Genomic DNA, 23,564 nt, shown 5'->3' on the forward strand with positions numbered 1-23,564 from the left:
AAATCAAATTATCATGTCAGGTTGTGCAGGGGTAGCCTGGACAACACAATTGTTTCCTGCATTTCTGGCGGAAAGCAGGGCTTTTTCTGCGAGGCTAATTAAAGTTTCTGGTTCGGCATCAGGAAAGATGTCAGTTGATGCGGTGCCAGCACTGATCGTCAAAGCTGTATCGACATCATTCATTTTTTCAGGATGCATGAGCACGGAAGCACGTATGCGCTCCCCTACTGCTGTAACCACCAGGTGGGATGCACCCGGCAATACCACCAGCAGCAAGTCAGTGCCAAAACGCCCCAGGGCGTCAAATGGACGCACGCAAGAGCGAATACGGCTGACAGTCTTGACCAGTATCATGTCTGTGATGGCGATACCATGCAGATCACGCAAATGTTCCATCTGATCCACACTGGCTATCAGCAGGGCCAAAGGTTTCATGGCCTTGGCACAGCGCTCCATCTCCAGTTTCAATGAACGGATGATGGCAGATTTTGTTCCACGTGCCCAGCAAAGGGTCTATCAGTGAATCACGTTTGAGATTGCGGTTTTGTTTGATGACTTCGAGCTGCGTCTGGTAAAGGGCACTGAAAGCCATTTCGCGCTCAACCATGGAAGCAAGATCAGCAAATGACTGCCTTTCCTCATCATCCAGGTCACGGCTTTGATAGTCGATCAGAATGACACTGCCGATTAACTGGTTGCCATGATCAAAAACGGGATGAGAAGCAAAGAAACGTATGGAGGGTGGGCCTGCCACCATAGGATGCTTGCCCAGATGTTCATGCAGACGCAGGTCAGGTATGACCAGGATTTCATCAGCAGGTGGAACAGAATCGCAAAACTCGGCTTCCATATTGGTAATGGAATGCACCAGATGGTCAAACCTTGGCACCAGCTTGCCAAAACTGACCAGGCAGTTAGCCACCCCAAACAACTTGATGCCAAGTCGTTCAAAGCGGCCCAGGCGCAGCTCCATCCGTTCAGAAACCATGCGCTCAAAACCCGAACTGACTGGTGTCGTTGTCGATGGGCCGGAACGATCTAGGTTCGTTGACATTCCACTCTCCAGGCGTCCTCAATTCGGGTCATGCTTCTCAAGCGCATTTCAAACATTAGTCAGCACGGTAATTTGGCGCTTCTTTGGTGATTTGCACATCATGCACATGTGATTCACGCATGCCTGCCGAGGTGATTTCAACAAATTCAGATTTGGTATGCAAATCGTCTATTGTCGCGCAGCCACAATAACCCATGGAAGAACGTACACCACCTACCAGTTGATACAGGATGGCCAGCACGCTACCTTTATAAGGAACACGTCCTTCGATACCTTCAGGCACCAGTTTGTCGGCATTATTGGCCGCGTCCTGGAAATAACGGTCAGCAGAGCCATCGGCCATCGCACCCAGACTACCCATGCCGCGATAAGACTTATAGCTACGGCCCTGGAACAGGATAACCTCACCTGGCGCTTCTTCAGTACCGGCAAACATGCTGCCCATCATGACAGTAGATGCGCCAGCAGCAAGAGCTTTGGAAACATCACCGGAAAAACGCACGCCGCCGTCAGCGATACAAGGTACACCAGTGCCCTTGAGCGCATTGGCTACATTGGCTATTGCAGTAATCTGTGGTACGCCAACACCGGCAACAATACGTGTCGTGCAAATAGAACCTGGGCCTATGCCAACCTTGACTGCATCCGCGCCATGTTCAACCAGGGCCAGGGCAGCTGCTGCAGTAGCGATATTGCCGCCTATGACTTCAATATGCGGATAATTGGTTTTCACCCAACGCACACGGTCCAGCACGCCTTTGGAATGACCATGGGCTGTATCAACAACGATAACATCGACACCAGCTTTTGCCAGCAAGTCTATGCGCTCTTCATTATCGGGGCCTACACCAACTGCTGCGCCTACGCGCAATTTACCCTGATCATCTTTGGATGCAAAAGGATGCTCTGTTGATTTTTGGATATCTTTGACAGTAATCAGACCGCGCAGCTCAAATGCCTCATTGACGACCAGTACACGCTCCAGGCGGTGCTTGTTCATCAAGCGCTTGGCTTCTGCCAGATCTGCTGTTTCATTGACACAGACGAGTTTTTCACGTGGCGTCATTTTGGCGCGCGCTTCTGCGTCCAGTTCTTCTTCGAAACGCAAATCGCGGTTGGTAATAATACCAACAACCGTCTTGCCTTCTACGACCGGGAAACCGCTGATGCCGTGTTGTTGAGACAGGGCAATGACTTCGCGAATTTTCATGTTCGGCGGGATGGTGATAGGATCACGCAATACACCGGACTCAAAACGTTTGACCTTGGCAACTTCGCGGGCTTGCTCTTTTGCCGTCAAGTTTTTGTGGATAATACCGATACCACCTTCTTGAGCCATGGCAATAGCCAGGCGCGCTTCAGTGACTGTATCCATCGCAGCTGATACCAGAGGGATATTCAGATTGATGTTGCGAGTCAATTTGGTCGCAAGTGAGGTATCTTTAGGGAGTATGTTCGAGTATGCAGGGACGAGTAGCACGTCATCGAACGTGAGTGCTTTTTGGAGTAAACGCATAGTATTTCCTATAGGCGCAAAACCGAATTATACAGAAAACTTGCGAAGTCGTCTTGCTCCGTGTAAAACTCTTGCATAATCCCATGTTTTTCTTGAAAGCAAATTATGTCTATCTTACGAATATCACGATCAGGCGCTGCACTTTTAATGTCTTTAGCATTCTGCGCCGTCGCTCATGCGCAATATGTGTGGATTGATGATAAAGGCAATAAGCAGTTCTCAGACCTGCCACCACCGAAATCCGTGCCCAAGGATAAAATCCTCAAAGCGCCAGGTGGTGCCAAGGCTGCCCAGGCACCAGCAGCAGATGACAAAGCAGCTTCTGCCAGTCAGGCCGCGCCCAAGCTCGAAAAACCCGTAACGTTGGCGACCAAGAACGAAGATTCAACAAACGCCGTGCCGAGCAAGCCGAAAAAGACAAGAAGGCAGAACAAGAAAAAACTGCAGCTGACGACAAGGCAAAAATTGCGAAAGAGCCCGTAATTATCAACAGTCGCTGAATTCTGGCGCTCGCCTGAGCCGCACTGACAAAAATGGCGAACGTAGTTTTTTATCGGATGCTGAGCGTCAACAAGAGCTGGATACAGCAAAAAAAGCTCTGGCTGATTGCAAATAGCAGAAAATCAGGTCTCTGCCTGTTTTTTAGCCCTGCGCCTGCGCGCCTCCATGGGATCTGCAACAAGGGGGCGATAGATCTCTATCCTGTCCCCTGCGTGCAATTGACTATCAAGTGCCTTAAGTTTGCCAAAAACACCTACCTTGAGAACGCTGACATCAATCTCAGGATGCGCTTGAACAATGCCACTTTGCTGTATCACCTGCAGAACCGTGGCATACAGAGGCACCTGGACATCCAGTAAACTGGTCCTATCCAGTCCGGCATAGCAGACCTGGACAATCATATTGATTTGCTCAACCATATAATGTCTCGGCACGGGCGCAAAAAGAATCGACAAAACTATTGGCGATCTTGGAGAAAACAGGACCTATCAAATGCTCCAGCAATTTGCTGGAAAATTCATAGTTAAGTTCAAATTCAATTTTGCAGGCATCTGCGCGCAACTCAGTAAACTTCCAGCAACCCGATAATTGCTTGAATGGTCCCTCAACCAGACTCATCTCAATAGAATGCGGGCGTTTATTACTATTACGCGTCGTAAAATGCTGTTTTAAACCATGATAATTAATAGCAAGCGTGGCAACCAGCTCATGATCGGTACGCTCTGCCACCCTTACCTCGCCACACCATGGCAGAAATTTAGGATAATTTTCCACTTGATCAACCAGAGCAAACATCTGCTCAGTGCTGTAAGCTACGAAAACTGTTTTATGTACAACTGCCATCAAGAAGAACCATTTGGTAGAATCACAGGTTCGCATTTTAACCGAGTCATAAGCAGTACCAAAATGCATTCATGCATTTCCGCACTCTAATTTGACCAATTTTCATCCTACATGAGCATCGCAGATAAAAAAAAGCATTCCACGATTATTTTATCGAGGAACAATACGAAGCTGGCATCGTCCTGCAAGGCTGGGAAGTCAAAGCCATACGCGCGGGCCGTGCGCAGTTGAAAGAAGCCTATGTCATCGTCAAGAATGGCGAAATTTTCCTGTTTGGCGCGCATATTGGCGCCTTGCCGACGGCCTCTACCCATATTCACCCGGACTCTGTGCGCACACGTAAATTATTGTTAAATGCGGCAGAAATCAGCAAACTGATAGGCAAAGTGGAGCGTTCTGGCTACACCATGGTGCCGCTGAACCTGCATTTCACCAAGGGGCGGATCAAATGTCAGGTCGGCCTCGCCAAGGGTAAAAAGCAGCACGACAAGCGCGATACTGAGAAAGAAAAAGACTGGCAGCGCGAGCAACAGAAAATAATGAAGCAAAACAGGCGCTGATATCTGTTGAGAATTTGGGAAAGGATATGGAAAGATTTAGCGGGCTGGGCGATATAGTTCGTGCCCGACATCCTGAATCTGGCGACGCAGGGCGCGCTTTTCTTCTGGCGTGAGACGACCAGCTTTTTTGCTATCCTCAGCACTGCCACAAGCGCGTTCGCCAATATGGCGAGCGTCATTACAGCGTTCAAGCAAGCTGTTTTTTTCAGCCTGTTTATTAAGTTGTCGCTCGCGCTGTTTCTCTTCTTTGCGCGCTGCGTCATTTTTTTGCTGGACATTGCCGTTATTAAATCGCCCCCATAGTGCCGAACCACCATTACCTTTATTATCCGCCATAGCCCCAGCAGTCACGATCAGTGACAAGAGCAGGACAGAAATTTCTTTGTACGGTATATTCATCGACTTGAAAACAAATGGCCTTGCAAGCAAAACCGGTGAGGCAAGCAAAAAGATATAAATGGATTGCAATTCTAAGTGCAAATGGCTGTGCCTTACCAGCATCAATTTGTATGAATTTAGTTTACGATAGCCACATGAATTGCGCAGTCCCATTCCGTAAAGTGTGTAACAGTTTGTAATCCAGAATATTAATTTTGTTTGCAAGCTCACTCTATGACAGTACTATTAAGCCCATGAACACGACGCCCCTACCCCAGACTCCACAAATAACAATTCCAGCAACCCCAAGGCTAAGATTCTAGTGGTTGATGATGACCTGCGTTTGCGCGATTTGTTGCGCCGCTATCTGACAGAACAAGGTTTTCAAGTCGTCAGTGCAGAAAATGCACAGGCCATGAACAAGCTCTGGATACGTGAACGCTACGACATGCTGGTGCTGGATCTCATGTTGCCTGGCGAGGATGGCCTGGCCATCTGCCGCCGCCTGCGCGGTGCCGGCGACAAAACACCCATCATCATGCTGACCGCCAAAGGCGAAGAAGTCGATCGCATCATTGGGCTAGAAATGGGTGCAGACGATTACCTGCCTAAACCATTCAGCCCACGCGAACTGGTTGCCCGCATCAATGCCGTGTTGAGGCGTAAAGCTCCGGACGAATTGCCAGGTGCACCTTCCGACGGCCCACAGACTTTTGCCTTTGGTGACTTTGTCCTTGATCTCGGCACCCGTACGCTGAAAAAAAATGATGACAATATTTCACTTACTACAGGTGAATTTTCAGTATTGAAAGTCTTCGCCCGTCATGCCCGCCAACCACTTTCGAGGGAAAAGCTCATGGAACTGGCAAGAGGTCGCGAGTATGAAGTATTTGACCGCAGCCTGGACGTACAAATTTCACGTCTGCGCAAACTGATAGAACCAGATCCCAGCAATCCACTTTACATACAAACAGTATGGGGGCTGGGCTATGTGTTTATTCCTGATGGCCAATCACATTGATATCCGGGCTATTTTTACATCAGATTGTTTTCTTTGCAAAACTTGAATGCGTGACTACCTCAACAGTCTGGACTGGCTAAAAAGCGGACTGTTCTGGCGTACCTTCCTCATGCTGGCCGTGCTTGTCACCGCCAGTATGCTGGCCTGGATGTCCAATTTTCGCACACTGGAAACAGCACCACGGGCGCAGCAGATGGCGGCGCAAATTGTCTCCATTGTCACCATCACGCGTGCGGCTCTGACCCACTCTGCCCCAGAGAAACGGCATGAACTCTTGCGCGACCTGGCCAACAAAGAAGGTGTGCAGATCTACCTGCTGGAAGATACTGATCGTGTAGAAGAGCCAGAAGCCACGCCCTTCTTTCTTGAATCCCGGCCCCTGATGTTGCGCGGACTGGGGAATAACACCCGCTTTGCCAGCAAACTCAACGGTATCAGCGGCTTCTGGATCAGCTTTGATATTGAAGATGATCATTACTGGCTGAGATTGGAGCAAGACCGCCTGGACCCTCCTATAGGGCAGCAATTATTCAGTTGGGCTATCCTGACTCTCTTTTTGACCTTGCTGGGTGCGGCCATCATCTCCAAGCTCATTAATGACCCATTATCACGTTTGAGCAATGCAGCACGCGCTGTCGCCAAAGGCAAACAACCACCACCTCTGCCACAAAAAGGCCCGAAAGAAATCCGGGAGACCAATGTCAGCTTCAATACCATGATGGAAGATCTGGTCAGGATAGAAACCGACCGGTCCATCATTCTGGCCGGTATTTCGCATGATTTGCGCACCCCGCTGGCACGCATGCAGCTTGAGGTCGAAATGGCCAGCCTCAGTGATGAGGCCAGGACCGGCATGCAATCCGATCTGCAGCAAATGGATGACATCATCAGCCAGTTCCTCGATTACGCCAAGCCCCTGGACAAAGTCGAATTCGAACGCATCAACATCAGCGAAGTCATGCAGCAAGTCATGGATGAGGCTTTTCGCTTTCAAAACCTGCGCCTGCGCACCGCGATCAAACCAAATATCTATGTCAATGGCAATCTGACTGAACTCAGGCGTCTGTTCAACAACATCGTGGAAAATGCCTGTCGCTACGGAAAAACCCCAGGTTCCCCCGTCATCACACTCGACGTGCAATGCTCACGCAAAAACAAGGACAGAAAGCTGGGTATACAAATCAGCTTCCGTGATCATGGGCTGGGTGTGGCAGAACAAGACCTGGTCCGATTGCTCCGCCCCTTCACCCGTGGTGATGCTTCGCGCAGCCAGGCCAATGGCTCTGGTCTGGGTCTGGCCATTGTCGATCGCATTATCAAAAGCCATGGCGGCAAATTGCGCATCTACAATCATGCTGAAGGCGGTTTTGTCATCGTGATAGCACTACAGGAAGCAAAAGAAGCCTGATCCTCTACTGACTCCAAAGATGGTTTTGATCCGACAACCTGACCTTAATACCGGAACAAATAGCCTGACGCACATCAATAAAACCCTCTGTTACAGAAAAGTTTAAATGTTACAATTGCCGCAATTTTTAGGGCTCTTAAAGACCAATAAACTCATGCGTAACCAAATTTCAGCCCTGCTCGTCACCTGCATTGCAATCAGCTTACCTGCCTTTGCAGAAACTTATCCTCCTTCGGCCTATAAAGATGGCGCTGTAAAATGCATGCAAGTACGCAGCTATGATTGCGCAGAAAAAAACTGGAACCAATACATCAAAATGCGTCCCACCGACGCAAAAGCCATCGCCAGTCTGGCAATCACTTATCATTGGGCAGACAAACCGGAGGCGAGTATCGTTCAGGCTGAAAAAGCCATCAGTATGGGAGAGGGCGCCTACGACTTGTTCGCTGCTTATTCAGAAAGCCTTGGAAAAACCGGTCGCATAGAAGAAGCCATAGGCTGGGGCTATAAAACACTGGCAATAATTCCCAGTCTGGTGAACGTGCGTGGCGACGTTGCGAAATATCTCGTCATGCGCAAGCGCGAATTTGAAGCCCTGGCCCTGCTCGCCTCATTCGATTCGTCACTGGAAGCACAGGGGCACGGCCATTATTTCGACGGCCAGCGCATCGCCATTGAATCGTCATTGGAACGCCAGGGACAAACTGCCACCACAACGGTGAAAAGCATGCGCCTGCCAAAGACCAAAGAGCATTTTTACGCTCCTGTAAAGCTTGGCAACAACAAAATAGAAGCCTTTATGGTTGATACCGGCGCCACCAAAACCACGCTCAGCGACGATATGCTTAACGACTCCAAAGTGTCCTACAAAGTGGTAAAACCGCTCGTTAATATGCAGACTGCGGATGGACGGATCATACAAGCCCGCGTCGTCACGATCGACAATATGAAAGTTGGTCCATTTGAATTACGCAAAGTTACCGCCGCAGTGTGCAAAACCTGCCAGCCACTGCTGGGCCAGGGATCGCTGTCGCAATTCAATATGGCGTCTTCCAAGACGCAAGGAGTAGAATTTTTGACTTTGGAATTGCGTTAATTGCGTTAGTTACCTGCGCACATTAATCGCCCATTGCGATGCAATAGTTAAAAAGCCGCGCAAATTGCGCGGCTTTTTTTGTCCAGGCGTTACTTCTATTTAGCGACTACCCGCCAAAGCAAGCTGAGTAGCTGCAGCCTTACTGCCCTCGTCTGCCTGAGAGGGTGCTGGATCAGCAGGAGCAGCCAACTCATAAGTCATGTGCAAGCCGCCATTCACTTTCTCGACTGGCGCAAGTTGTTCCAACACGGCCGTTTTTTGCGTCACTGCGCGGGAAGCTGTCGCGCCGCTCAACGCAAAATTACTGAAACCGGCAAAACCTGCAATACCAGCACACAACAACAAACCGGCGATGACAGATGGGCGCAGGCGGAAGCGTTTTTGTACTTCATCTTGCGGAGCTGTCGCATCATAAGCCACAGTGATCGGTGCTGCTGCCAGCATTTGCTCAACCTGTTGACGCCATTCTTCTGATGTTTGCCTGTTGCTAAGCAGTTTGGTGATCAAAGCTTGCGCCAGTTGTTCTGCTTCATGATGTTCGGCTTCCAGCGTTTGTTTCGCCATTTCTGCCTCAGCTTGCAACTCTTCTTGCTGTTGCTGGATCTGCAATCTGCTTTGCTCTTGCCATTCCCTGGCAGATGCCAACGCCTGTTCAATGAATGCCTGAGCAGCAGCTTGTTGCTCAGCACGTTGTTGCAACATGGCTTGCAGTTCTGCTTCGTCGGCAGCTTGTTTTTCCAGTTGCGCCTGCAAGGCTTTTTCATCGGCGATACGTTTTGCTGCCGCATCTGCCAATGCCTGTTGCTTTTGCTGGGTTTGAACTTCAACCGCAATTAATTGCTGCTGCAGCTCTTCTTGCAATGCCGCTTCCAATGACAATTGTTCTTCGAGTTTGGCTTGCAGCGCACCTTGCTCTTCCATGCGTTTGGCGATAGCAGCATTAAGTGCCTGTTCTTTTTCCAGCCTTTGTGCTTCAGCCGCTTCCAGTTTGGATGCCAGCTCAGCCTGCAATACTGCCTCTACTGCCAGGGCTTGCTCAGCCTGCTTGAGCAAGTCATTCTCTTTCTTTGTACGTGCTGCAAAGCTTGCGGCCAAAGCCTGTTCTTTTTCCAGTCTCTGGACTTCAGCAGTTTGCAGTTTCGATGTGAATTCAGCTTTCAATTCTGCTTCCACAGCCAATGCCTGCTCAGCGTGGGCCAGCAATATGTTTTCTTCTTCAACACGTGCGGCTATCGCTGCAGCCAGGGCTTGTTCTTTTTCCAGCCTTTGCGCTTCCAGGGTTTCAAGCTGGCTTTCTTCCAATAATTTGGCACGCAGTTCTGGCAGTGCTTGTTCATCGGCAGCGATTTGCAAAGCTGTGGCCTCTGCAATTTCACGTTCCAGTGCCAGTTTTTCTTGTTCCAGGGCGTTAGCGATCAACAGTTGTTCTGCGCGTTGCTTGCTTTGTTCTGCCAATTCTGACTCCAGACGTACGCGCTCTTCTGTCGCCGTAATGACCAGACGTTCAGCTTCCATTTTTTCTTCTATGAGGCGCAAGGCATCCTGCGTCATTTGCAGGCTATCCATCTCCATCTGTCTTTGCTGCTGGATGGTGATGATTTCGCGCTGCGCCAGCTCTGCACGTTGTTGTTCCGCTTGCTGCAAGATGAACAATTCTTCAGCACGAGTCTGCGCTGCTTCAGTGGCTTGTTGCTCGGATATTGCCAGTGCATTTGCCAGCTCAGTTGCTTCTTTTTCGCTTTGCAACCTGGCCTGTATGGCGACATTGGCATCTTGCTCTGCGTTGGCGCGAATTTCGCACAGGCTCAGGTATTCTTGCTCCGCCAGTTTGCGTTGCTCTGCTTCTTGCGCTGCTTTTTGTTCTGCCGCCAGTTTTTGCTGTACGAGGCTCAATGCTTCAAGCTCAGCAGAAGCGCGCTGGTTTTCTGTCATGGTCAGAGTTTCTGCTTCGCGCAATCTGGTTTCTGTCGCTTCTGCTGCCAGACGCTGCGCTTCTGCATGTTCAGCAGAACGGGCCAGCAAGGCTTGTTCAGCATTTGCCAGGCGCAAGGTGGCTTCCAGAGCTTCTTGCTCTTTATAGGCACGTTCGCTTGCGGCTTCGGCAAATTCACGTTCTATCGCCAATTTGGCTTGCAGGGTGATTTCCGCAGATTCTTCCTGTTCCAGTTTGGTTTTCAGTTCAGCACTGATTTGCTGTTCGACAGCAATTTTTTCCTGGCTGGCACGACTCAATTCCAGCAACAAAGCTGTTTTTTCTTCGAGTGCGACGGCTGCCTGGCGTTTGATCAATGCTTCCTGAGCCGCTTGTGCCAACCATTGTTTTTCAGTTTCATTGAATTTTTCTGCCAGTTCGCGTGCTTGGGCTTCAGCAGCCTGGCGCTCAGTGATCAATTTGTGTTGCGCTTGTTCTGCCACCAGACGCGCTTCTGCTTCTGCAGTAGCTGCCAGCTCTGCCTGTTGTTTGGCTGTCAGGCTGTCCAGTACCGCTTGTTCAGCAGCGATACGTTGTTGTTGTGCAGCCAACAATTCCTGCTCTTGTTGCAGACGTTGTGCCAGCAGCTCAGCCATGAGACTTTGTGCATCAGCATGAGCAGCCAGTTCCTGGAACAGGGCTTTTTCTGATGCCAGGGTTGCCTCGGTTGCGGCGCGGATAATTTTTTCAGCACGGGCGCGAGCTTCAGCAAACTGTTGTGCCTCAGCTTCGCAGGACAAACGACTTTGCACGTCTGCGTGCGCTTCTTGTTCTGCCTGCAGTCTGGCTGCTGTGGTGTCCAGCAAGGCCTGATCATCTACCAGGCGTTGTTGCAAGACAGCGTCAAGTTCAGCAACTTTTTTATTCTTTTCAATGACCAGTTCGTGGGCTTTATGCTGGCTGGCAGCATAGGCTTGCGCCTGGATTTGTAAGGCTTGTTCAGCTTGCAATTTGGCGGCTGCCAATTCATTGGCTTCTTGCTCTGCCCTGGCCCTGACTGCTGCAGCCTGTGCATGTTGCTGTTCTGCTTTTGCTCTGGCAGCGGCTGCTTCTGTGGCAATTTGTTCTGCGGCAAGTTTTTCTGTTGCAGCTTTTGCTTCCAACTCTGCAGCATCAGCTTTTCGTTTTTCCAGCCTGGCTTGCTCCTCAAGAGCCATCGCTGCCTGCTGCTGCGATTTGGCTTTTTCCTGTTCAAGTTGCGTCAATTGAGTAGCAGCTTTCACCCTTGCTGCAGCGGCAGTTGCCGCTTGTTGTTCAGCCTTGGCTTGTTGATTGTTTTGCTCCAGCAGTTTTTTTTCTTCTGCGACCTTGCTTTCCATCGCAGCACGCAAAGCTTGCTCAGATTGCAGACGGGCCAGGTGCTGGTCACGTTGTTCTTGCTCTACCGCTGCCTTGGCTTGCAATTCTGCTGTCAGGCGTTTTTCTGCTTCCAGTTTTTGCTGAACCAGGTTCAGGGCTTTTTGCTCGGACTCTGCACGCAAGCGCAAAGTCTTGCCCAGCTCCTCAGCCTCTACTGCCTTGGTTTGTGCCAGTACTGCAGACTGCTTTTGCAAATCTGCATGTTCCTGCATTTTTTGCAGGCGTACTTGTTCAGCGGCAATCATGGCTTGACGCGCCGCACGGGCTTCGGCCTCTTGCTGTTGGCGTGCGTTCAGGACGTCAGTATGCTCACGGTCAGCATGCGCACGGGCAATAACTTGCTCGGCGGCTGTTTTTTCAGCCTCCAGTTTTTCCTGAGCAGCTCTTGCCGCCTGCTTTTCTGCTTCCAGACGCATTTGTTCTGCACGCGCCATTTCTGTGGCTTGATGGCTAATCAGCAAAGCGACCTTGGCTGCCTTGCATTGCGCATCTTTTTGCAGCTCTGTTTGTTCCAGAGTAGTTTTTTCAGCATCGAGTTTCGCTTCCAGCGCCAGTCTTTCTTCGCGTTCAGCTTGCTCCCTGGCGGCGGCAATTGCCTTGGCCTCCTCTTCTGCGCGTAACCTGGCTTCAGCTTCTTGCTGGGCGGCTTGTTCAAGTTGCAGTTTTTCCTGGGTTGCCTTCAGCACTTGTTGCACTGCATTGGCACGGCGACGTTCTGCCTGTAGTTTTTCTTCCTGAAGTTCCATCGCTTTCACCTCATCATTAGTGCGTTGCTGTTGGACGCGCAGAAGTTCGCTGGCATCTTGATTTTTTCTGGCAGCGGCTGCGGCCATTTTTTGCTGCAATTCCACCTGCTCCATGGTTTTTTCCAGGTTCAGTTTTTCTGCCACACATTCTGATTCCTGAGCGATGCGACGGGCATGCTCTGCCTGTTCTTGCAGACGCAAGAGTTCGGCATGAGATTGCTCTGCCTTGGCCAGGGCTTCTGCTTCTTCTGTCATTTTGCGCTCAGCAGCCAATTTCTCTTGCAAGGCGGCAGCAGCTTTTTGTTCTGCTGCAGCGCGCATTTTTTCAGCCATCATCAATTCCTGGGCTTTTTTTGCTTTATCTGCGGCAGCCAGATTGGCGCGTTTCAGCAATTCAGCCTGGAATGCGCTAGCGCTTAAGGCTTGTTGTTCAGAATCGGCTTTTTCACGGGCATCTTGTACTGCCTGTTTTTCGATCTCCAGGCGCTCTTTGGCCAGCTTGGCAGCGCGTTGCTCTTCAGCGACGCGCTGACGGGCATTGTCGGCAGCTTCTTGCTCAGCCAGACGGCGTTGGCGTGCTTCTTCTGCCAATGCGGCTTCAGCAGCTTGTCTCGCGCGTGCCTGCAGGTCGGCTTGCTGTTCGTTTTCTATGCGCGTCATGGCAGTTGATTGCAGTTCGCGCTCTGCGCGTATGCGCGACTCAGTCACCATGCGAATTTTGTCTTCTGCTTCACGACGGGCCTGTGCTGTCGCAGCAGCAATTTTCTCTGCCTGTTCGCGTTTGTTGGCAGCAATGCGCAAGTCTTCTTCTGACTGCATGCGCAACTGTATGGCTTCTGCTGCCTTTCTTTCAGACTCCATTCTGGCTTGGGCAATTGCCTCTTGACCTTGCTCCAAGGCAACGCGCGCCAGTGCATCTTCACGGGCGCGCAATTCCACTGGCGCGCGATTGATGGCATATTCCAACGCCATGGCTTCTGCCTGGTCGCGTTCTTTGCTGATTTGCAGGGATTCGCTGCGGACTTTGGCGAGCATTTCTGCCGTTTCACGGGCTTCGCGGTCGCGTTTTTCACGTTCGCGTGCCAGTTCAGTGATACGGGCATCAGCGCGGGCGCGTTCTTCTGCCTGTTGGCGTGCAGATTGGGATGCGGCAAAGCGTTCTGCAGCCCAGTTGCGGGCATTGGCAGTTTGCGTTGCGAGTTTTTCTGCTTCGGCATGGGCTTGAGAAGCCAGTTCTGACTCAGCCTTGAACTGATGCTCGGCTTTTTCTATGGCTTGTTGTTCGAGTTTGGCGCGTTGTTCTGATTGTTCACGGGCCCGTGACTCTATCAGTGCGCGTTCTTGCAGATTCCTGGTTTCTTCGGCGGTGGCAGCTATTCTGGCTTCACTGGCAGCACGTGACTGGCGTTCTGCCATCAGTTTTGCCTGTGCAACGGCAATGGCTTCTTGTTCCAGTGCCAGTTTGCGCTGCGCCAGTTCGGCGGACTCTGCTTCTGCCTGCGCCCTGGTTTCTGCCAGTGCCCTGGCTTGCGATTCTGCTTTCAGCCTTGTTTCAGCTGCTACGGTGGCCCTGGCTTCTGCCTCTACCCGTGCGATGGCTTCACGAATACCTTTCACATCGATGCGTGTGTTGGACTCAATTGCCTCGTCTGGTGGCAAATAATTGTCCTTGCGGTCGCCATGGCGATCGAGGGAGTAATCTCCCAGAGATAATTTATTTAACAACGCCTGATTGCTGTCCATTTATGCACTCCTGATCTGATAGTCGTTCACCGTCATCGCGGGCCCTGCCATGCCGGAACTTCTTATACTGGATTATCAATCAAGAAAAATTTGATGATGGCTGGAGCAGAAGTGGAAAAACACCTCAATTCCTGATTTATCCGTTTCCCTTAATGCTGGCTGGGACGTAAAATAGCGGTCAACTCAACATTGCCGGAGAATTACCTTGAACGAACTCGTTACCGAAATCAGACACCCGCTGGTGCAACACAAGCTGACCCTCATGCGCAGCAAAGACACGCCGACGGATAATTTCCGCCGTCTGTTGCGTGAAATCAGCCAGATGCTGGCCTATGAAGTAACCCGTGATCTGCCGATTGAACTGGTCAAGATCGAGACACCGATCACCACCATTGATGCCCCAACCATCAGCGGCAAAAAACTGTGCGTAATCTCGGTATTGCGCGCTGGCAATGGCATCCTGGATGGCATGCTGGATTTGCTGCCAAATGCACGTGTAGGCCATATCGGCCTGTACCGCGACCCTGAAACTTTGGAACCAGTTGAGTACTACTTCAAGGTGCCGGAAGATATTGCGGAACGCCTGGTGATCGTGGTTGACCCCATGCTGGCAACTGGCAACTCAGCCGCTGCCGCCATTTCCCGCCTGAAACTGCGTGGCGCGACGACGATCAAATTCGTGTGCCTGCTGGCTGCCCCGGAAGGTATCAAGGTCATGAATGCGGCCCATCCTGATGTACCTATCGTGACTGCTTCAATTGATGACCATCTCAATGAACATGGTTATATCGTGCCTGGCCTGGGCGATGCCGGTGACCGTTTGTTTGGTACAAAATAATCGTTTTATATCAATCGCTTATAGTTTTTGAAGAGTTTCACTGATGACGACTACTGCCCGCTTCGTACCTGAGTCTAAATTGCCCGAAGTGGGCACCACCATCTTTTCAGTGATGTCTGCCCTGGCAGCAGAGAAAAAAGCGGTCAATCTTGGTCAGGGCTTCCCTGACTTTAGCTGCGACCCTGCTCTGCCTGCTCTGGTAGCACAGGCCATGACGGATAATTACAATCAATATCCGCCGATGCCAGGCATGCCGCAGTTGCGCGAGCAAATAGCCACCAAGATCAAGAACATCTATGGTCACGCTTATGATGTGAATACTGAAATCACCGTCACTGCTGGCGCGACCCAGGGTATTTTGACCATCTTGCTGGCCTGCGTACATGCAGGTGATGAAGTCATTGTCATAGAACCTGCATATGACAGCTATGTATCCAGTATCAAGCTGGCAGGCGGTGTGCCAGTATTTGTCAGCATGGAACTGGGTGAAAATGGCTATACCATTCCCTGGGATAAAGTAAAAGCCAGCATCACTGACAAGACCCGTTTGCTGATGCTGAATTCACCGCACAACCCTACCGGATCGGTGCTAAGCGTGGATGACATCGCCACCTTGACAGATATCGTACGCGACACCAAGGTCTTGATCGCCTCAGACGAAGTGTATGAGCATATGGTATTTGACGGACAGCGCCATGAATCGCTGTCGCGTTACCCTGAACTGGCCGAGCGCAGCTTTATCATTTCCAGCTTTGGCAAAACGTATCATGTGACAGGCTGGAAAGTTGGCTATGTAACGGCACCGGCAGCACTGATGGCAGAGTTCCGCAAGGTCCATCAATACAATGTCTTTACCGTCAATACACCTATGCAGGTGGGACTGGCGCAGTATATGAGCAAGCCTGCTCCGTATCTGGAGCTATCGGACTTTTATCAAAAGAAACGTGACCTGTTCAGGGCCGGCCTGGCCAATTCACGCTTGCGCTTGCTGCCATGTGCTGGCACTTATTTCCAGTCGGTTGATTATTCAGCAGTTTCCGACATGACTGAACTGGAATTTGCCCGCTGGCTGACGACTGAGATTGGTGTGGCAGCCATCCCGGTTTCTGCTTTTTATCAGCAAGGCAAGGAATCTGGCATCGTGCGTTTTTGCTTTGCCAAGCAGGATACTACCCTGCAAGACGCCTTGCAGCGCCTGCAAAACATTTAATTCCCATTACAAGACCTGAGCAAATACTCAGGTCTTTGCCTTATCTTCTGACATATTCTTCAGCAGGGACCATACCATCCCGCCCAATAATAATAAACCAACACCTAATGCCGCCCATAACCAGGGTTTGTGCTCTTTGGCGGGTGTCTTTTCAGCGACTGGTTTGACCACAGCCTGAGGTGCGACATAGTCGGCAATTTCCACACTGGCGATATCAGCCTGCACTGGCTTGCTCAAATCCATTTTGGGAATGAGCGTTGTCAAAGGTATTGCAGCCCCCTCTTTGTTCTCCATTCCCCATTCGAGTTGATAAGGCGGTTTGCCGCGCGCCAGAAAAACCAGCCTGCGCGGTAAGCTGGCGATCTGTATCTCAGGCAGGGTTTTGCCCAGCTTGCTGAATGGGCTATCGGTTTGCAAGCGCAAAGTCTTATAACTGGCACCATCCAAGAGCAAATCAGGTGATTTCACTTCACCATTCTGAAGATTGATTTTATAGACCAGGCTGTCATTCAACCAGACTTGTTGATTTACTACCTGCACTTCAGCATTACGCTTCTGATTCCTTAAGACATGCAGAGGATATAACGGACTATGTCTGTGATGATACGAAGACACCGGCGCAGTTGTCGTCGTCACCTGCGCCAGCACCGTGATATGTAGCAGGGTGTTGGGCTCGCTGACCAGCAAACGCAGGCTGTCGATAGGCGTGTTGTCCGGGATAGAGTAATCACAATAATTTGCAGCACAAGCCTTCACAGGAATAGGCTTACTCCATTGTAAAACTGGTGGTGTATAGACTTCTTGCTGGCTGTCTATGCTGACATTGTCCAGCCAGGGTGCAACTGCAGGATTATTCCAGCGCAGGCGCAAATACTGGGCGCTGACATGGTGTAGCCTGATACCAAGATTCTGCAACATGGAACCCTGGTGGCGCAATTGCACCAATTGCTCGCTACCCAGCGATTGCCAGTTTTTCAGATCGTTGCTGCTTTCCAGTGTGAAGCCGAACATGCCATCCACCTGCTCAGCTATACCGAACCTGGCTTGCAATAACTTGCCCTTGATTTTGCTGACATCGATAATCCAGGCAGGCACAGGATTTTGCCTGGTGATTTTCACTTGCGACAAGGCGCTTAGTGAGCCATCTGCATTTTGCCGGAAACTGCTGAAGCTGCTGCTTTGTATATCTTTTAAAGGAAACGCACTGACCGTAGCACTCTCAAGCTTGGCACTCGCCGTCTCTGCGTCTGCCCAGGCAAAAGACAAGAGATCACCATCAGCATTGCGCACACGTACATCATGCAGATCGGGATGCAGGCTGCCAGGGTAAATACTGGTTGGTATATCCAGTTGAAAATACGGGCCCCTCCCGTGCTGGTGATGACAGCGTGTTTTAGCTGCGGTGCAATCGCCTGTGCCAAAACCACATTGGAGGCAATTGCACAAGCAGCCAGCAATGAAAGCTTCGATTGCAATTTCAGGGTCAGCTTGTTGATACGCCTGTTGATACTCATGATGCCTTCCCCTGATCTTCCGGTGCGTCACTATCCTCTGCCAATGTCGTTTGTGGCTCTTTGGGCTTGACAGGCACAGGGGCAAAATAAGCAACCACCAGCACCAAGATACCAACACCAATGAAAGAGACGATACGGTAAACGTCGCCACGGTCTGCCAGTTCTATCAGGAACAGTTTCACTACCACGACGCCCAGGAGGGCAGCACCAGCTATCCAGGTGCTGCGTGACATGCGGCGGTTACCAAACAACATGACAGCCACACTACAAATTGCCCAGGTAATGGAAACAGCAGCCTGACTCAGGCGCGAAGCAAACAAGGCATCTGCATCCCAAGGCACGCCAGCAAAATGATGGCAGCTACGCAAGACCATGCCTGTCAACAAAGCCAGGGCTGTAGCGGCTACCAATGCTGTCGCAGCATGTTTGGTGTCTGTCTTGAGCGCAGCCAGAGGTAAAGCGCGCCACCAGTGCAATAAGGACGCCAGCACCAGCCATTGCCCCAATTCCAGCGGATTCAGTAAAGGCAGATAAGGCAAGGGGCTGGCATCGCCCGCGCTGAAGGCATTGGTCAACCAGCACCATGCCAGCAAATACAGGGCAACGGGTGCGCATGCCTGCTCTATATAGGCTTTACGGTAAGAATTGAGCGGCCATCTGACTGCCAGCGGTTTGGCACCAATGAACCAGAAGACCAACGCAGGCACCAGCACCCAACCCAGTAATGGCCAGCTTGACCAGGTATCAGCCAGTGGCGCGAGGCGTGCCTGACCTTCGCGGGCTGCCAATAACAGGAAGAACCAGAAACCGGCGATATGCGTCAGACTCAAGAGTGGCGAAGAAGCAGCCATCCAGTTTTGCTGCTTCTTCAGTAGCTGCAAATGCCAGGCCAGTGCCAGAGGCCAGGCCAGCCAGCCCAGGTTTGCAGATGGCAAATAAGATCCATCCGCGCCGACCATGCCTATCAAACCAGCAAAAATCAGTAAGGGCAAAGTGACGATCGTGGCAAAACCCATTTGCGGCCAATGACGCCAGCCTGCCAGAGCCGCCATCAGGACTGAACTGACCAAACCTATCACGATAGCAACGGTCGAAGAATAATTGCGGTGATCTGTGCGCACCAATGCTTCCAGACTCTCAGGGAACCAGGCACTCAACCACAATACCAGCCCCCATACAACTGGCAAACCAAGCGCCAGCTTGCTGTTGCACCAGGGATTGAGCCAGACCGATGGTAGTTTTTGCCCCGAAGTATTGACCTCATCCGGTTTTGCAGCATGACCGAACCCACTCAAGTCCAGCAACACTGTACGCATTCTGGCAGCTTCAGCCCGGATCAGATCAGCACTGAGCCATGCAGACACAGCCAGCGACAAAGGTACCAAAAAGCCCAGGTGTGCAAATGCCGTGCCCTGGTATTTGCCCGGTTCCACCAGGCACAACCCAGCCGCAATGACTTGCAAAGCAGCAGAGAAACCTGCCAGTGCACCATGCGACATGCGCAAACCGACCCATAGCAAGAGACAAGCAGTTAATGGCCAGATCAATGATGCCTGCGTCAGGTTGATGGCAAACAGCATGGCCAGATGTAACAGTGCGCTGCCACTGACAATGGCCACCTGGTTCCAGATTGACCAGGCTGGCGGCAAGGATTGCGCCTGTGCAGTCTGCTTGGTCGCCACCATGGAGCGCCCGGCACTGAACAATATGCTGCCAGCAATGATCAGGGCAGCCAGGCCACCTTTCCAGCCATCTTCCAGTGCAGCATTGCCATTGGCGGCAACATGCAGGGTCAGCATGAAAGACGCCAGCGCTACCGCCTGTAAAGTGGCAGAAATATGTTCAAAAGCCTTCAGCACATAACGACGGGCAATGGCCGATACCAGCAAGGCCATGACAGCCATCGCCGCAGCTGCAAACTGTGGAACCAGCAACATCCAGGGCAATAAAGCCAATGAAGCTGTACCCAGCCACGGCAAGGCTGCATTTGGCATGGTTTCCCAGCTCGCAATATTCTCTGGTTTGGCTTTTCTATGCAGATTCCAGACCACAAAGCAGCTAATTGCCAGCAATACCGGGCCCAGCAAACCACCCTGCAACAATGGCCCCGTTGCCTCGGGATTGACGTAGATACCATGCAAGAGCTTGTACGCCGCCCCCACCATGACAACATAGGCAAAACCGCGTGCATAAGGACGCTGCTGGCGTATGCCCAGCCAGTACATGCCGGCACCCTCTATGGCCCAGGCAGCACCTGTCCATGCGCCTTCCAGCCCCAATGGTATTGCCAGCGTGGCAAAGATGGCAGCCACGATGACATAGGCTTCTGCCAGCAGAGCCAATCCCTGCCTGGCTTTGGAAAATACGAACCTGGCCAGCAGCAGGTAAAAGAAACCGACTGCCAGTGCTGAAAAGGCTGCACCAAACTCGGTATGTTTGACCAGCATGTATTGCATGCCAAAGGCGGTGATGGGATTGCCAAATACCAGGGCACTATCAACTCGCCCTACCCGCTTCAGGGTATCCAAAGGGCCTTCCTGTACTTCCGCTTCTTTCAGAGTGCGGCGGGCAAATAGCAAGCCTATCAGGGCAAACAGGACGAAGAAAAAAATCAGGAAAGGCTGGACTATGCTGTACTGGCTATCGGTATAACTCCGCTCAGCCCAGCCCAATGCCAGGGTAAAAGTACCAACAAAACCGATCAGGTTCAGCACACGCCAGGCATTAAACCAGGCGACCACGAAGATACCTATATCCAGCACGGCCATATATGTGAACAAACCTAGCGGACGGTTTTCACCGGTGGAAATCAAAACAGGGGTGGCAAAACCTTCAATTGCGGCAACAATGGCCAGCACAGGGGCATTTTGCAAGACCGCCAATATGGCACTGAGAACAGACACCAGAAACAGGAAGCCGAAGCCAACATCAGGACTGATAAGCGCATGCAATTTCATTGCTGACAGTGTAGTCAGGTAAAACACCCCTATCGCCATGCCTTGCAATATCAAGGCATAGTCGCGGCGCTTGCTACGCAAGAACCAGCCCAGTGCCAGCAAGACCACGCCAGACAGAGCCACACCTGCGTAACGCAGCTCCACCGGCACCGTAACCCGCTCTGCGGTATAGCGCAGCAAGAAGGCCAGGCCCAGGAACAAGATCAGGACACCGACTTTGACCAGTGCATTACCACCAAAAATCAGTTTCGCCAGCGGTGCAGGCAAGCTTTCTCTCAAGGTTTTTGGAGGCGGTGGTGGTGGGCGCTTGGATGCCGGCGGTTTTACGATGGCGGGACTTACTATTGGCGATTCAATTGCTGCAGCTTCTACAGTTGCCAAGGGCTCTGTAACTTGAGCCACTGTCATTGGAGTGACTTGCTCTGTAACGACCGCGGAAATTTCTTTGGCAAGTATCGCTTCTTCCAAAGGCTGTATCTCCAGGTCCAGCGCTGGTGGCTGCGCATTCTCTTGCGCGTCAGCAGTAACAGCTTCAGCCTGTGATCCAAATGCCGTTGTCAGCGGCACAGCTACGCTAGTGCTGGCGTCGGCTGCTTTTGCAGCAGCAAGGGCTACCTGGGGTTCTGCCACTGCTGTTTCTTCTGCAGCCGGCTGACTTACCGGTTCTGGCTGTGCTGCGACATTCTTGATGATCACGCCGCCGGCTTTGAGCTCGGCCATTTCACGTTCCAGCGTTTGCAGCCGGTGTTCAAGCGTGAAGATTTTCTGGCGCATCTCTGCCATTGCATCGACAGGTTTGTTTTGTGCAGGCTGGTTTATTGGTTTATTCGCCACCGGCTTGGTATTGGTATTAGTCTTGCGCGAACTGGCGATCAGATATCCAACAAAGCCGCCGGTCAAAGCAAAAAAGAACATGGCGGCACCAGAACCGGTCGCCACGCCCAAAATAAAGCCTATGATTGCGCCCACAAACCACATATATCATTTCCTTGGATTACAGTATGCCAATGCGGCTAACGCCAGACTGTAAGGAAATTTTTAGAGACTTGCAATACTTATATCGCAGCGCAGGATGGGATTCCATATTCAAATCTTGCCGCGTGCAACAGACAGCTATCACTTGTGGGCATTGCGCCAGCAGTGCTATCCCGGTTTCAGTAACTAAAAACCCGGAGGCCGCCTTCAAATAGCGGCATTTGATAAGGAAAAAGACTTACAGCCAGTTACAAATCTCTCAGCGATCAGGGCTTGGCCTGGCGTTGCGCCAGCTCTCTGTCTAGTTGTTCTATATGGAGTTTACGCTGCAAGGCTTTGGCTTCCAGGGAAATTCTCTGCAAGGCAACGATGTATAGACGGCGCTTTTGTTTAACATCACTGAGACAATCATTGACAAAAAATGTATCGTGACAAGCTCGCTCAGACTGTTCGTACCAGCTTTGCAAACGCAGTTGCGCTGCATTACTTTCTTGCAGGGCAATTTCGGCCTGCTCTGCGCTGCTGATAGTACCTGCAGCATATTTTTGATCCAGACTCGCAGACAGATTGGCAATCTGTGTAAGTTCAGTACTACCAGGAGTAGCCAGCGCATGTGCAGCAAATATCATTTGCGCAAGCAATACGAGGATTACAGGCAATAAACGATTCATCAGGCAATATTCTCCGCAAGTTGGCGTTGGTCAGCATCCATGTATTCTTTTGATTGCATTTCTATGATGCGTGACACTGTTCTGTGAAACTCATTAGACAAGGTACCATTGGTATAAAGTTCCTCAGGCGGCACTTCTGCCGACATAATCAGTTTCACTTTGTTATCGTAAAACACGTCTATGAGCCAGGTGAAACGCCTGGCCTCGGAAGACATGGCTGCCGACATGCGCGGAATCGACGACAAAACAACAGTATGAAAGCGACTGGCGATTTCGAGATAATCATTTTGCGAGCGTGGTCCGCCACATAAAGTGGCAAAGTCAAACCAGATCACGCTGCCAGCACGGCGCAAGGACTTGAGCTTGCGCCCCTCGATATCGACTTGCGGGTCTTCATCACTGGTTTCTGCAACCCGGGCAAAAATATCGCGCAAAGTCTTGTCCGTAGCTGCACTCAATGGTGTCAGGTAGGCCTGTACCTGTTCCAGAGCACGCTTGCGATAATCATTGCCGGAATCTACATTTAGGATATCGAGTTTTTCTTTCAGCAAGGCAATCGTTGGCAGCATGCGGTCGCGATGCAAGCCATCTGGATACAAAGTATCAGGCTGGTAATTCGATGTCATGACGAAGGACACGCCATTTTCAAACAGGGCATTGAGCAAGTTATACAACAACATCGCGTCTGCCACGTCAGACACATGAAATTCATCAAAGCAAATCAGACGATATTTCTTGGCGATCCTGCGTGCCACTTCATCGAGCGGATCAGCGACTCCTTTGAGTTCGTCCAACTGCCTGTGCACGGCGCGCATGAATTCATGGAAATGCAGGCGGGTTTTGCGCACCACTGGCACAACTGAATAAAAACTGTCCATCAAAAATGATTTGCCGCGCCCGACTCCGCCCCACATATAAACGCCACGCGGTACTTCAGGACGGGTGATCAGACGGGTAAATTTATTCGCACGCTTGCCCTTGTACTCCACCCATTCTTCATAGGCTGTCTGCAAGCGATCAACTGCGCGCTTTTGCGCCTCATCGGCCTGAAAACCGCGCTGACTCAAGGCATCCTGATAATACTCTATGACATTCATGGGCGAGGGATACTATCTTTGCTGGCTTGCCTGCGCATGGCAAGCGGGTAAAAAGCGACGCACCCTACCCCAATCAAACTGAGGACAGAGTGCGCTGCCAATGTG

At 51.2% G+C, this 23,564-nt stretch carries 17 protein-coding genes and 1 pseudogene; 7 read left to right on the forward strand and 11 right to left on the reverse strand.

Translation table 11 applies throughout. From position 1 onward, the window contains the following. Positions 1 to 3 precede the first annotated feature (3 nt). Genes UNDYM_RS13805 through guaB form a run of 3 tightly spaced genes read right to left on the reverse strand, consistent with a single transcriptional unit; the run spans position 4 to position 2,570 of the window. Positions 4 to 435, reverse strand: coding sequence for a GGDEF domain-containing protein (locus UNDYM_RS13805; RefSeq protein ID WP_232064066.1), 432 nt, complete (start codon positions 433 to 435; stop codon positions 4 to 6). Continuing rightward, positions 380 to 1,054, reverse strand: coding sequence for a GAF domain-containing protein (locus tag UNDYM_RS13810; RefSeq protein ID WP_162041555.1), 675 nt, complete (start codon positions 1,052 to 1,054; stop codon positions 380 to 382). Before UNDYM_RS13810 ends, UNDYM_RS13805 begins: the two co-directional genes overlap by 56 nt. A 55-nt stretch (positions 1,055 to 1,109) precedes the next feature. Continuing rightward, entirely contained in the window at positions 1,110 to 2,570 is a 1,461-nt protein-coding gene (gene guaB / locus UNDYM_RS13815) for an IMP dehydrogenase (protein WP_162041556.1), read from the reverse strand. A gap of 147 nt (positions 2,571 to 2,717) precedes the next feature. On the opposite strand from guaB, the gene UNDYM_RS13820 reads away from it, so the two are divergent. Further along, complete coding sequence (locus UNDYM_RS13820) at positions 2,718 to 3,053, forward strand: DUF4124 domain-containing protein (RefSeq protein WP_232064067.1); 336 nt, start codon at positions 2,718 to 2,720, stop codon at positions 3,051 to 3,053. A gap of 140 nt (positions 3,054 to 3,193) precedes the next feature. Here UNDYM_RS13820 and UNDYM_RS13825 read toward each other — a convergent pair whose 3' ends face one another. Next, a complete protein-coding gene (locus tag UNDYM_RS13825; protein WP_162041557.1) occupies positions 3,194 to 3,490 on the reverse strand; it encodes an RnfH family protein in 297 nt (98 codons plus the stop codon). Further along, positions 3,483 to 3,914, reverse strand: coding sequence for a type II toxin-antitoxin system RatA family toxin (locus tag UNDYM_RS13830; protein ID WP_162044623.1), 432 nt, complete (start codon positions 3,912 to 3,914; stop codon positions 3,483 to 3,485). Before UNDYM_RS13830 ends, UNDYM_RS13825 begins: the two co-directional genes overlap by 8 nt. 111 nt (positions 3,915 to 4,025) lie before the next feature. On the opposite strand from UNDYM_RS13830, the pseudogene smpB reads away from it, so the two are divergent. Then, positions 4,026 to 4,474: pseudogene (gene smpB / locus UNDYM_RS13835) on the forward strand (SsrA-binding protein SmpB). 36 nt (positions 4,475 to 4,510) lie between these two features. Here smpB and UNDYM_RS13840 read toward each other — a convergent pair. After that, the gene (locus UNDYM_RS13840) at positions 4,511 to 5,077 is read right to left on the reverse strand and encodes a hypothetical protein (protein ID WP_162041558.1); all 567 of its coding nucleotides are present in this window, start codon (positions 5,075 to 5,077) and stop codon (positions 4,511 to 4,513) included. 91 nt (positions 5,078 to 5,168) lie between these two features. On the opposite strand from UNDYM_RS13840, the gene ompR reads away from it, so the two are divergent. The 3 genes from ompR (at position 5,169) to UNDYM_RS13855 (ending at position 8,377) form a co-directional block, all read left to right on the forward strand. After that, positions 5,169 to 5,873 (forward strand): two-component system response regulator OmpR, encoded by a 705-nt coding sequence (gene ompR, locus UNDYM_RS13845; protein ID WP_162044625.1) that lies wholly within the window; start codon positions 5,169 to 5,171, stop codon positions 5,871 to 5,873. A 46-nt stretch (positions 5,874 to 5,919) separates the two neighbouring features. Then, entirely contained in the window at positions 5,920 to 7,281 is a 1,362-nt protein-coding gene (locus UNDYM_RS13850) for an ATP-binding protein (protein WP_162041559.1), read from the forward strand. 154 nt (positions 7,282 to 7,435) lie between these two features. After that, on the forward strand, positions 7,436 to 8,377 hold the full coding sequence (locus UNDYM_RS13855) for a retropepsin-like aspartic protease (protein ID WP_162041560.1): 942 nt from the start codon (positions 7,436 to 7,438) through the stop codon (positions 8,375 to 8,377). A 99-nt stretch (positions 8,378 to 8,476) separates the two neighbouring features. Here UNDYM_RS13855 and UNDYM_RS13860 read toward each other — a convergent pair whose 3' ends face one another. Further along, positions 8,477 to 14,197, reverse strand: coding sequence for a hypothetical protein (locus tag UNDYM_RS13860; protein WP_162041561.1), 5,721 nt, complete (start codon positions 14,195 to 14,197; stop codon positions 8,477 to 8,479). Between the two features lie 205 nt (positions 14,198 to 14,402). Between UNDYM_RS13860 and upp the strand changes: the two genes are divergently transcribed. Next, positions 14,403 to 15,035: a uracil phosphoribosyltransferase gene (upp, locus tag UNDYM_RS13865; RefSeq protein WP_162041562.1), complete on the forward strand. Its 633-nt coding sequence runs from the start codon at positions 14,403 to 14,405 to the stop codon at positions 15,033 to 15,035. A gap of 43 nt (positions 15,036 to 15,078) precedes the next feature. Continuing rightward, positions 15,079 to 16,245, forward strand: coding sequence for a pyridoxal phosphate-dependent aminotransferase (locus UNDYM_RS13870; protein WP_162041563.1), 1,167 nt, complete (start codon positions 15,079 to 15,081; stop codon positions 16,243 to 16,245). 27 nt (positions 16,246 to 16,272) lie between these two features. On the opposite strand, the gene UNDYM_RS13875 is transcribed toward UNDYM_RS13870, so the two are convergent. The 4 genes from UNDYM_RS13875 to zapE form a co-directional block, all read right to left on the reverse strand. Then, on the reverse strand, positions 16,273 to 17,691 hold the full coding sequence (locus tag UNDYM_RS13875; protein ID WP_162041564.1) for a DUF3999 family protein: 1,419 nt from the start codon (positions 17,689 to 17,691) through the stop codon (positions 16,273 to 16,275). Between the two features lie 64 nt (positions 17,692 to 17,755). Then, on the reverse strand, positions 17,756 to 21,694 hold the full coding sequence (locus UNDYM_RS13880) for a DUF2339 domain-containing protein (protein ID WP_162041565.1): 3,939 nt from the start codon (positions 21,692 to 21,694) through the stop codon (positions 17,756 to 17,758). Between the two features lie 263 nt (positions 21,695 to 21,957). Continuing rightward, positions 21,958 to 22,362 (reverse strand): hypothetical protein, encoded by a 405-nt coding sequence (locus tag UNDYM_RS13885; RefSeq protein ID WP_162041566.1) that lies wholly within the window; start codon positions 22,360 to 22,362, stop codon positions 21,958 to 21,960. After that, entirely contained in the window at positions 22,362 to 23,459 is a 1,098-nt protein-coding gene (gene zapE / locus UNDYM_RS13890) for a cell division protein ZapE (RefSeq protein ID WP_162041567.1), read from the reverse strand. The genes UNDYM_RS13885 and zapE overlap by 1 nt, the downstream gene beginning before the upstream one ends. Positions 23,460 to 23,564: the final 105 nt, after the last annotated feature.

The sequence above is a fragment of the Undibacterium sp. YM2 genome (genome assembly GCF_009937975.1).
Classification (GTDB): domain Bacteria; phylum Pseudomonadota; class Gammaproteobacteria; order Burkholderiales; family Burkholderiaceae_D; genus Undibacterium.

Excerpts from the sequence above, each read along its gene's own strand:
- UNDYM_RS13805 (WP_232064066.1), bottom strand. The coding sequence starts at position 435 with ATGAAACCTTTGGCCCTGCTGATAGCCAGTGTGGATCAGATGGAACAT.
- UNDYM_RS13810 (WP_162041555.1), bottom strand. The coding sequence starts at position 1,054 with ATGTCAACGAACCTAGATCGTTCCGGCCCATCGACAACGACACCAGTC.
- guaB (WP_162041556.1), bottom strand. The coding sequence starts at position 2,570 with ATGCGTTTACTCCAAAAAGCACTCACGTTCGATGACGTGCTACTCGTC.
- UNDYM_RS13820 (WP_232064067.1), top strand. The coding sequence starts at position 2,718 with ATGTCTTTAGCATTCTGCGCCGTCGCTCATGCGCAATATGTGTGGATT.
- UNDYM_RS13825 (WP_162041557.1), bottom strand. The coding sequence starts at position 3,490 with ATGGTTGAGCAAATCAATATGATTGTCCAGGTCTGCTATGCCGGACTG.
- UNDYM_RS13830 (WP_162044623.1), bottom strand. The coding sequence starts at position 3,914 with ATGGCAGTTGTACATAAAACAGTTTTCGTAGCTTACAGCACTGAGCAG.
- UNDYM_RS13850 (WP_162041559.1), top strand. The coding sequence starts at position 5,920 with ATGCGTGACTACCTCAACAGTCTGGACTGGCTAAAAAGCGGACTGTTC.
- UNDYM_RS13855 (WP_162041560.1), top strand. The coding sequence starts at position 7,436 with ATGCGTAACCAAATTTCAGCCCTGCTCGTCACCTGCATTGCAATCAGC.
- UNDYM_RS13860 (WP_162041561.1), bottom strand. The coding sequence starts at position 14,197 with ATGGACAGCAATCAGGCGTTGTTAAATAAATTATCTCTGGGAGATTAC.
- UNDYM_RS13870 (WP_162041563.1), top strand. The coding sequence starts at position 15,079 with ATGACGACTACTGCCCGCTTCGTACCTGAGTCTAAATTGCCCGAAGTG.
- UNDYM_RS13880 (WP_162041565.1), bottom strand. The coding sequence starts at position 21,694 with ATGTGGTTTGTGGGCGCAATCATAGGCTTTATTTTGGGCGTGGCGACC.
- UNDYM_RS13885 (WP_162041566.1), bottom strand. The coding sequence starts at position 22,362 with ATGAATCGTTTATTGCCTGTAATCCTCGTATTGCTTGCGCAAATGATA.
- zapE (WP_162041567.1), bottom strand. The coding sequence starts at position 23,459 with ATGAATGTCATAGAGTATTATCAGGATGCCTTGAGTCAGCGCGGTTTT.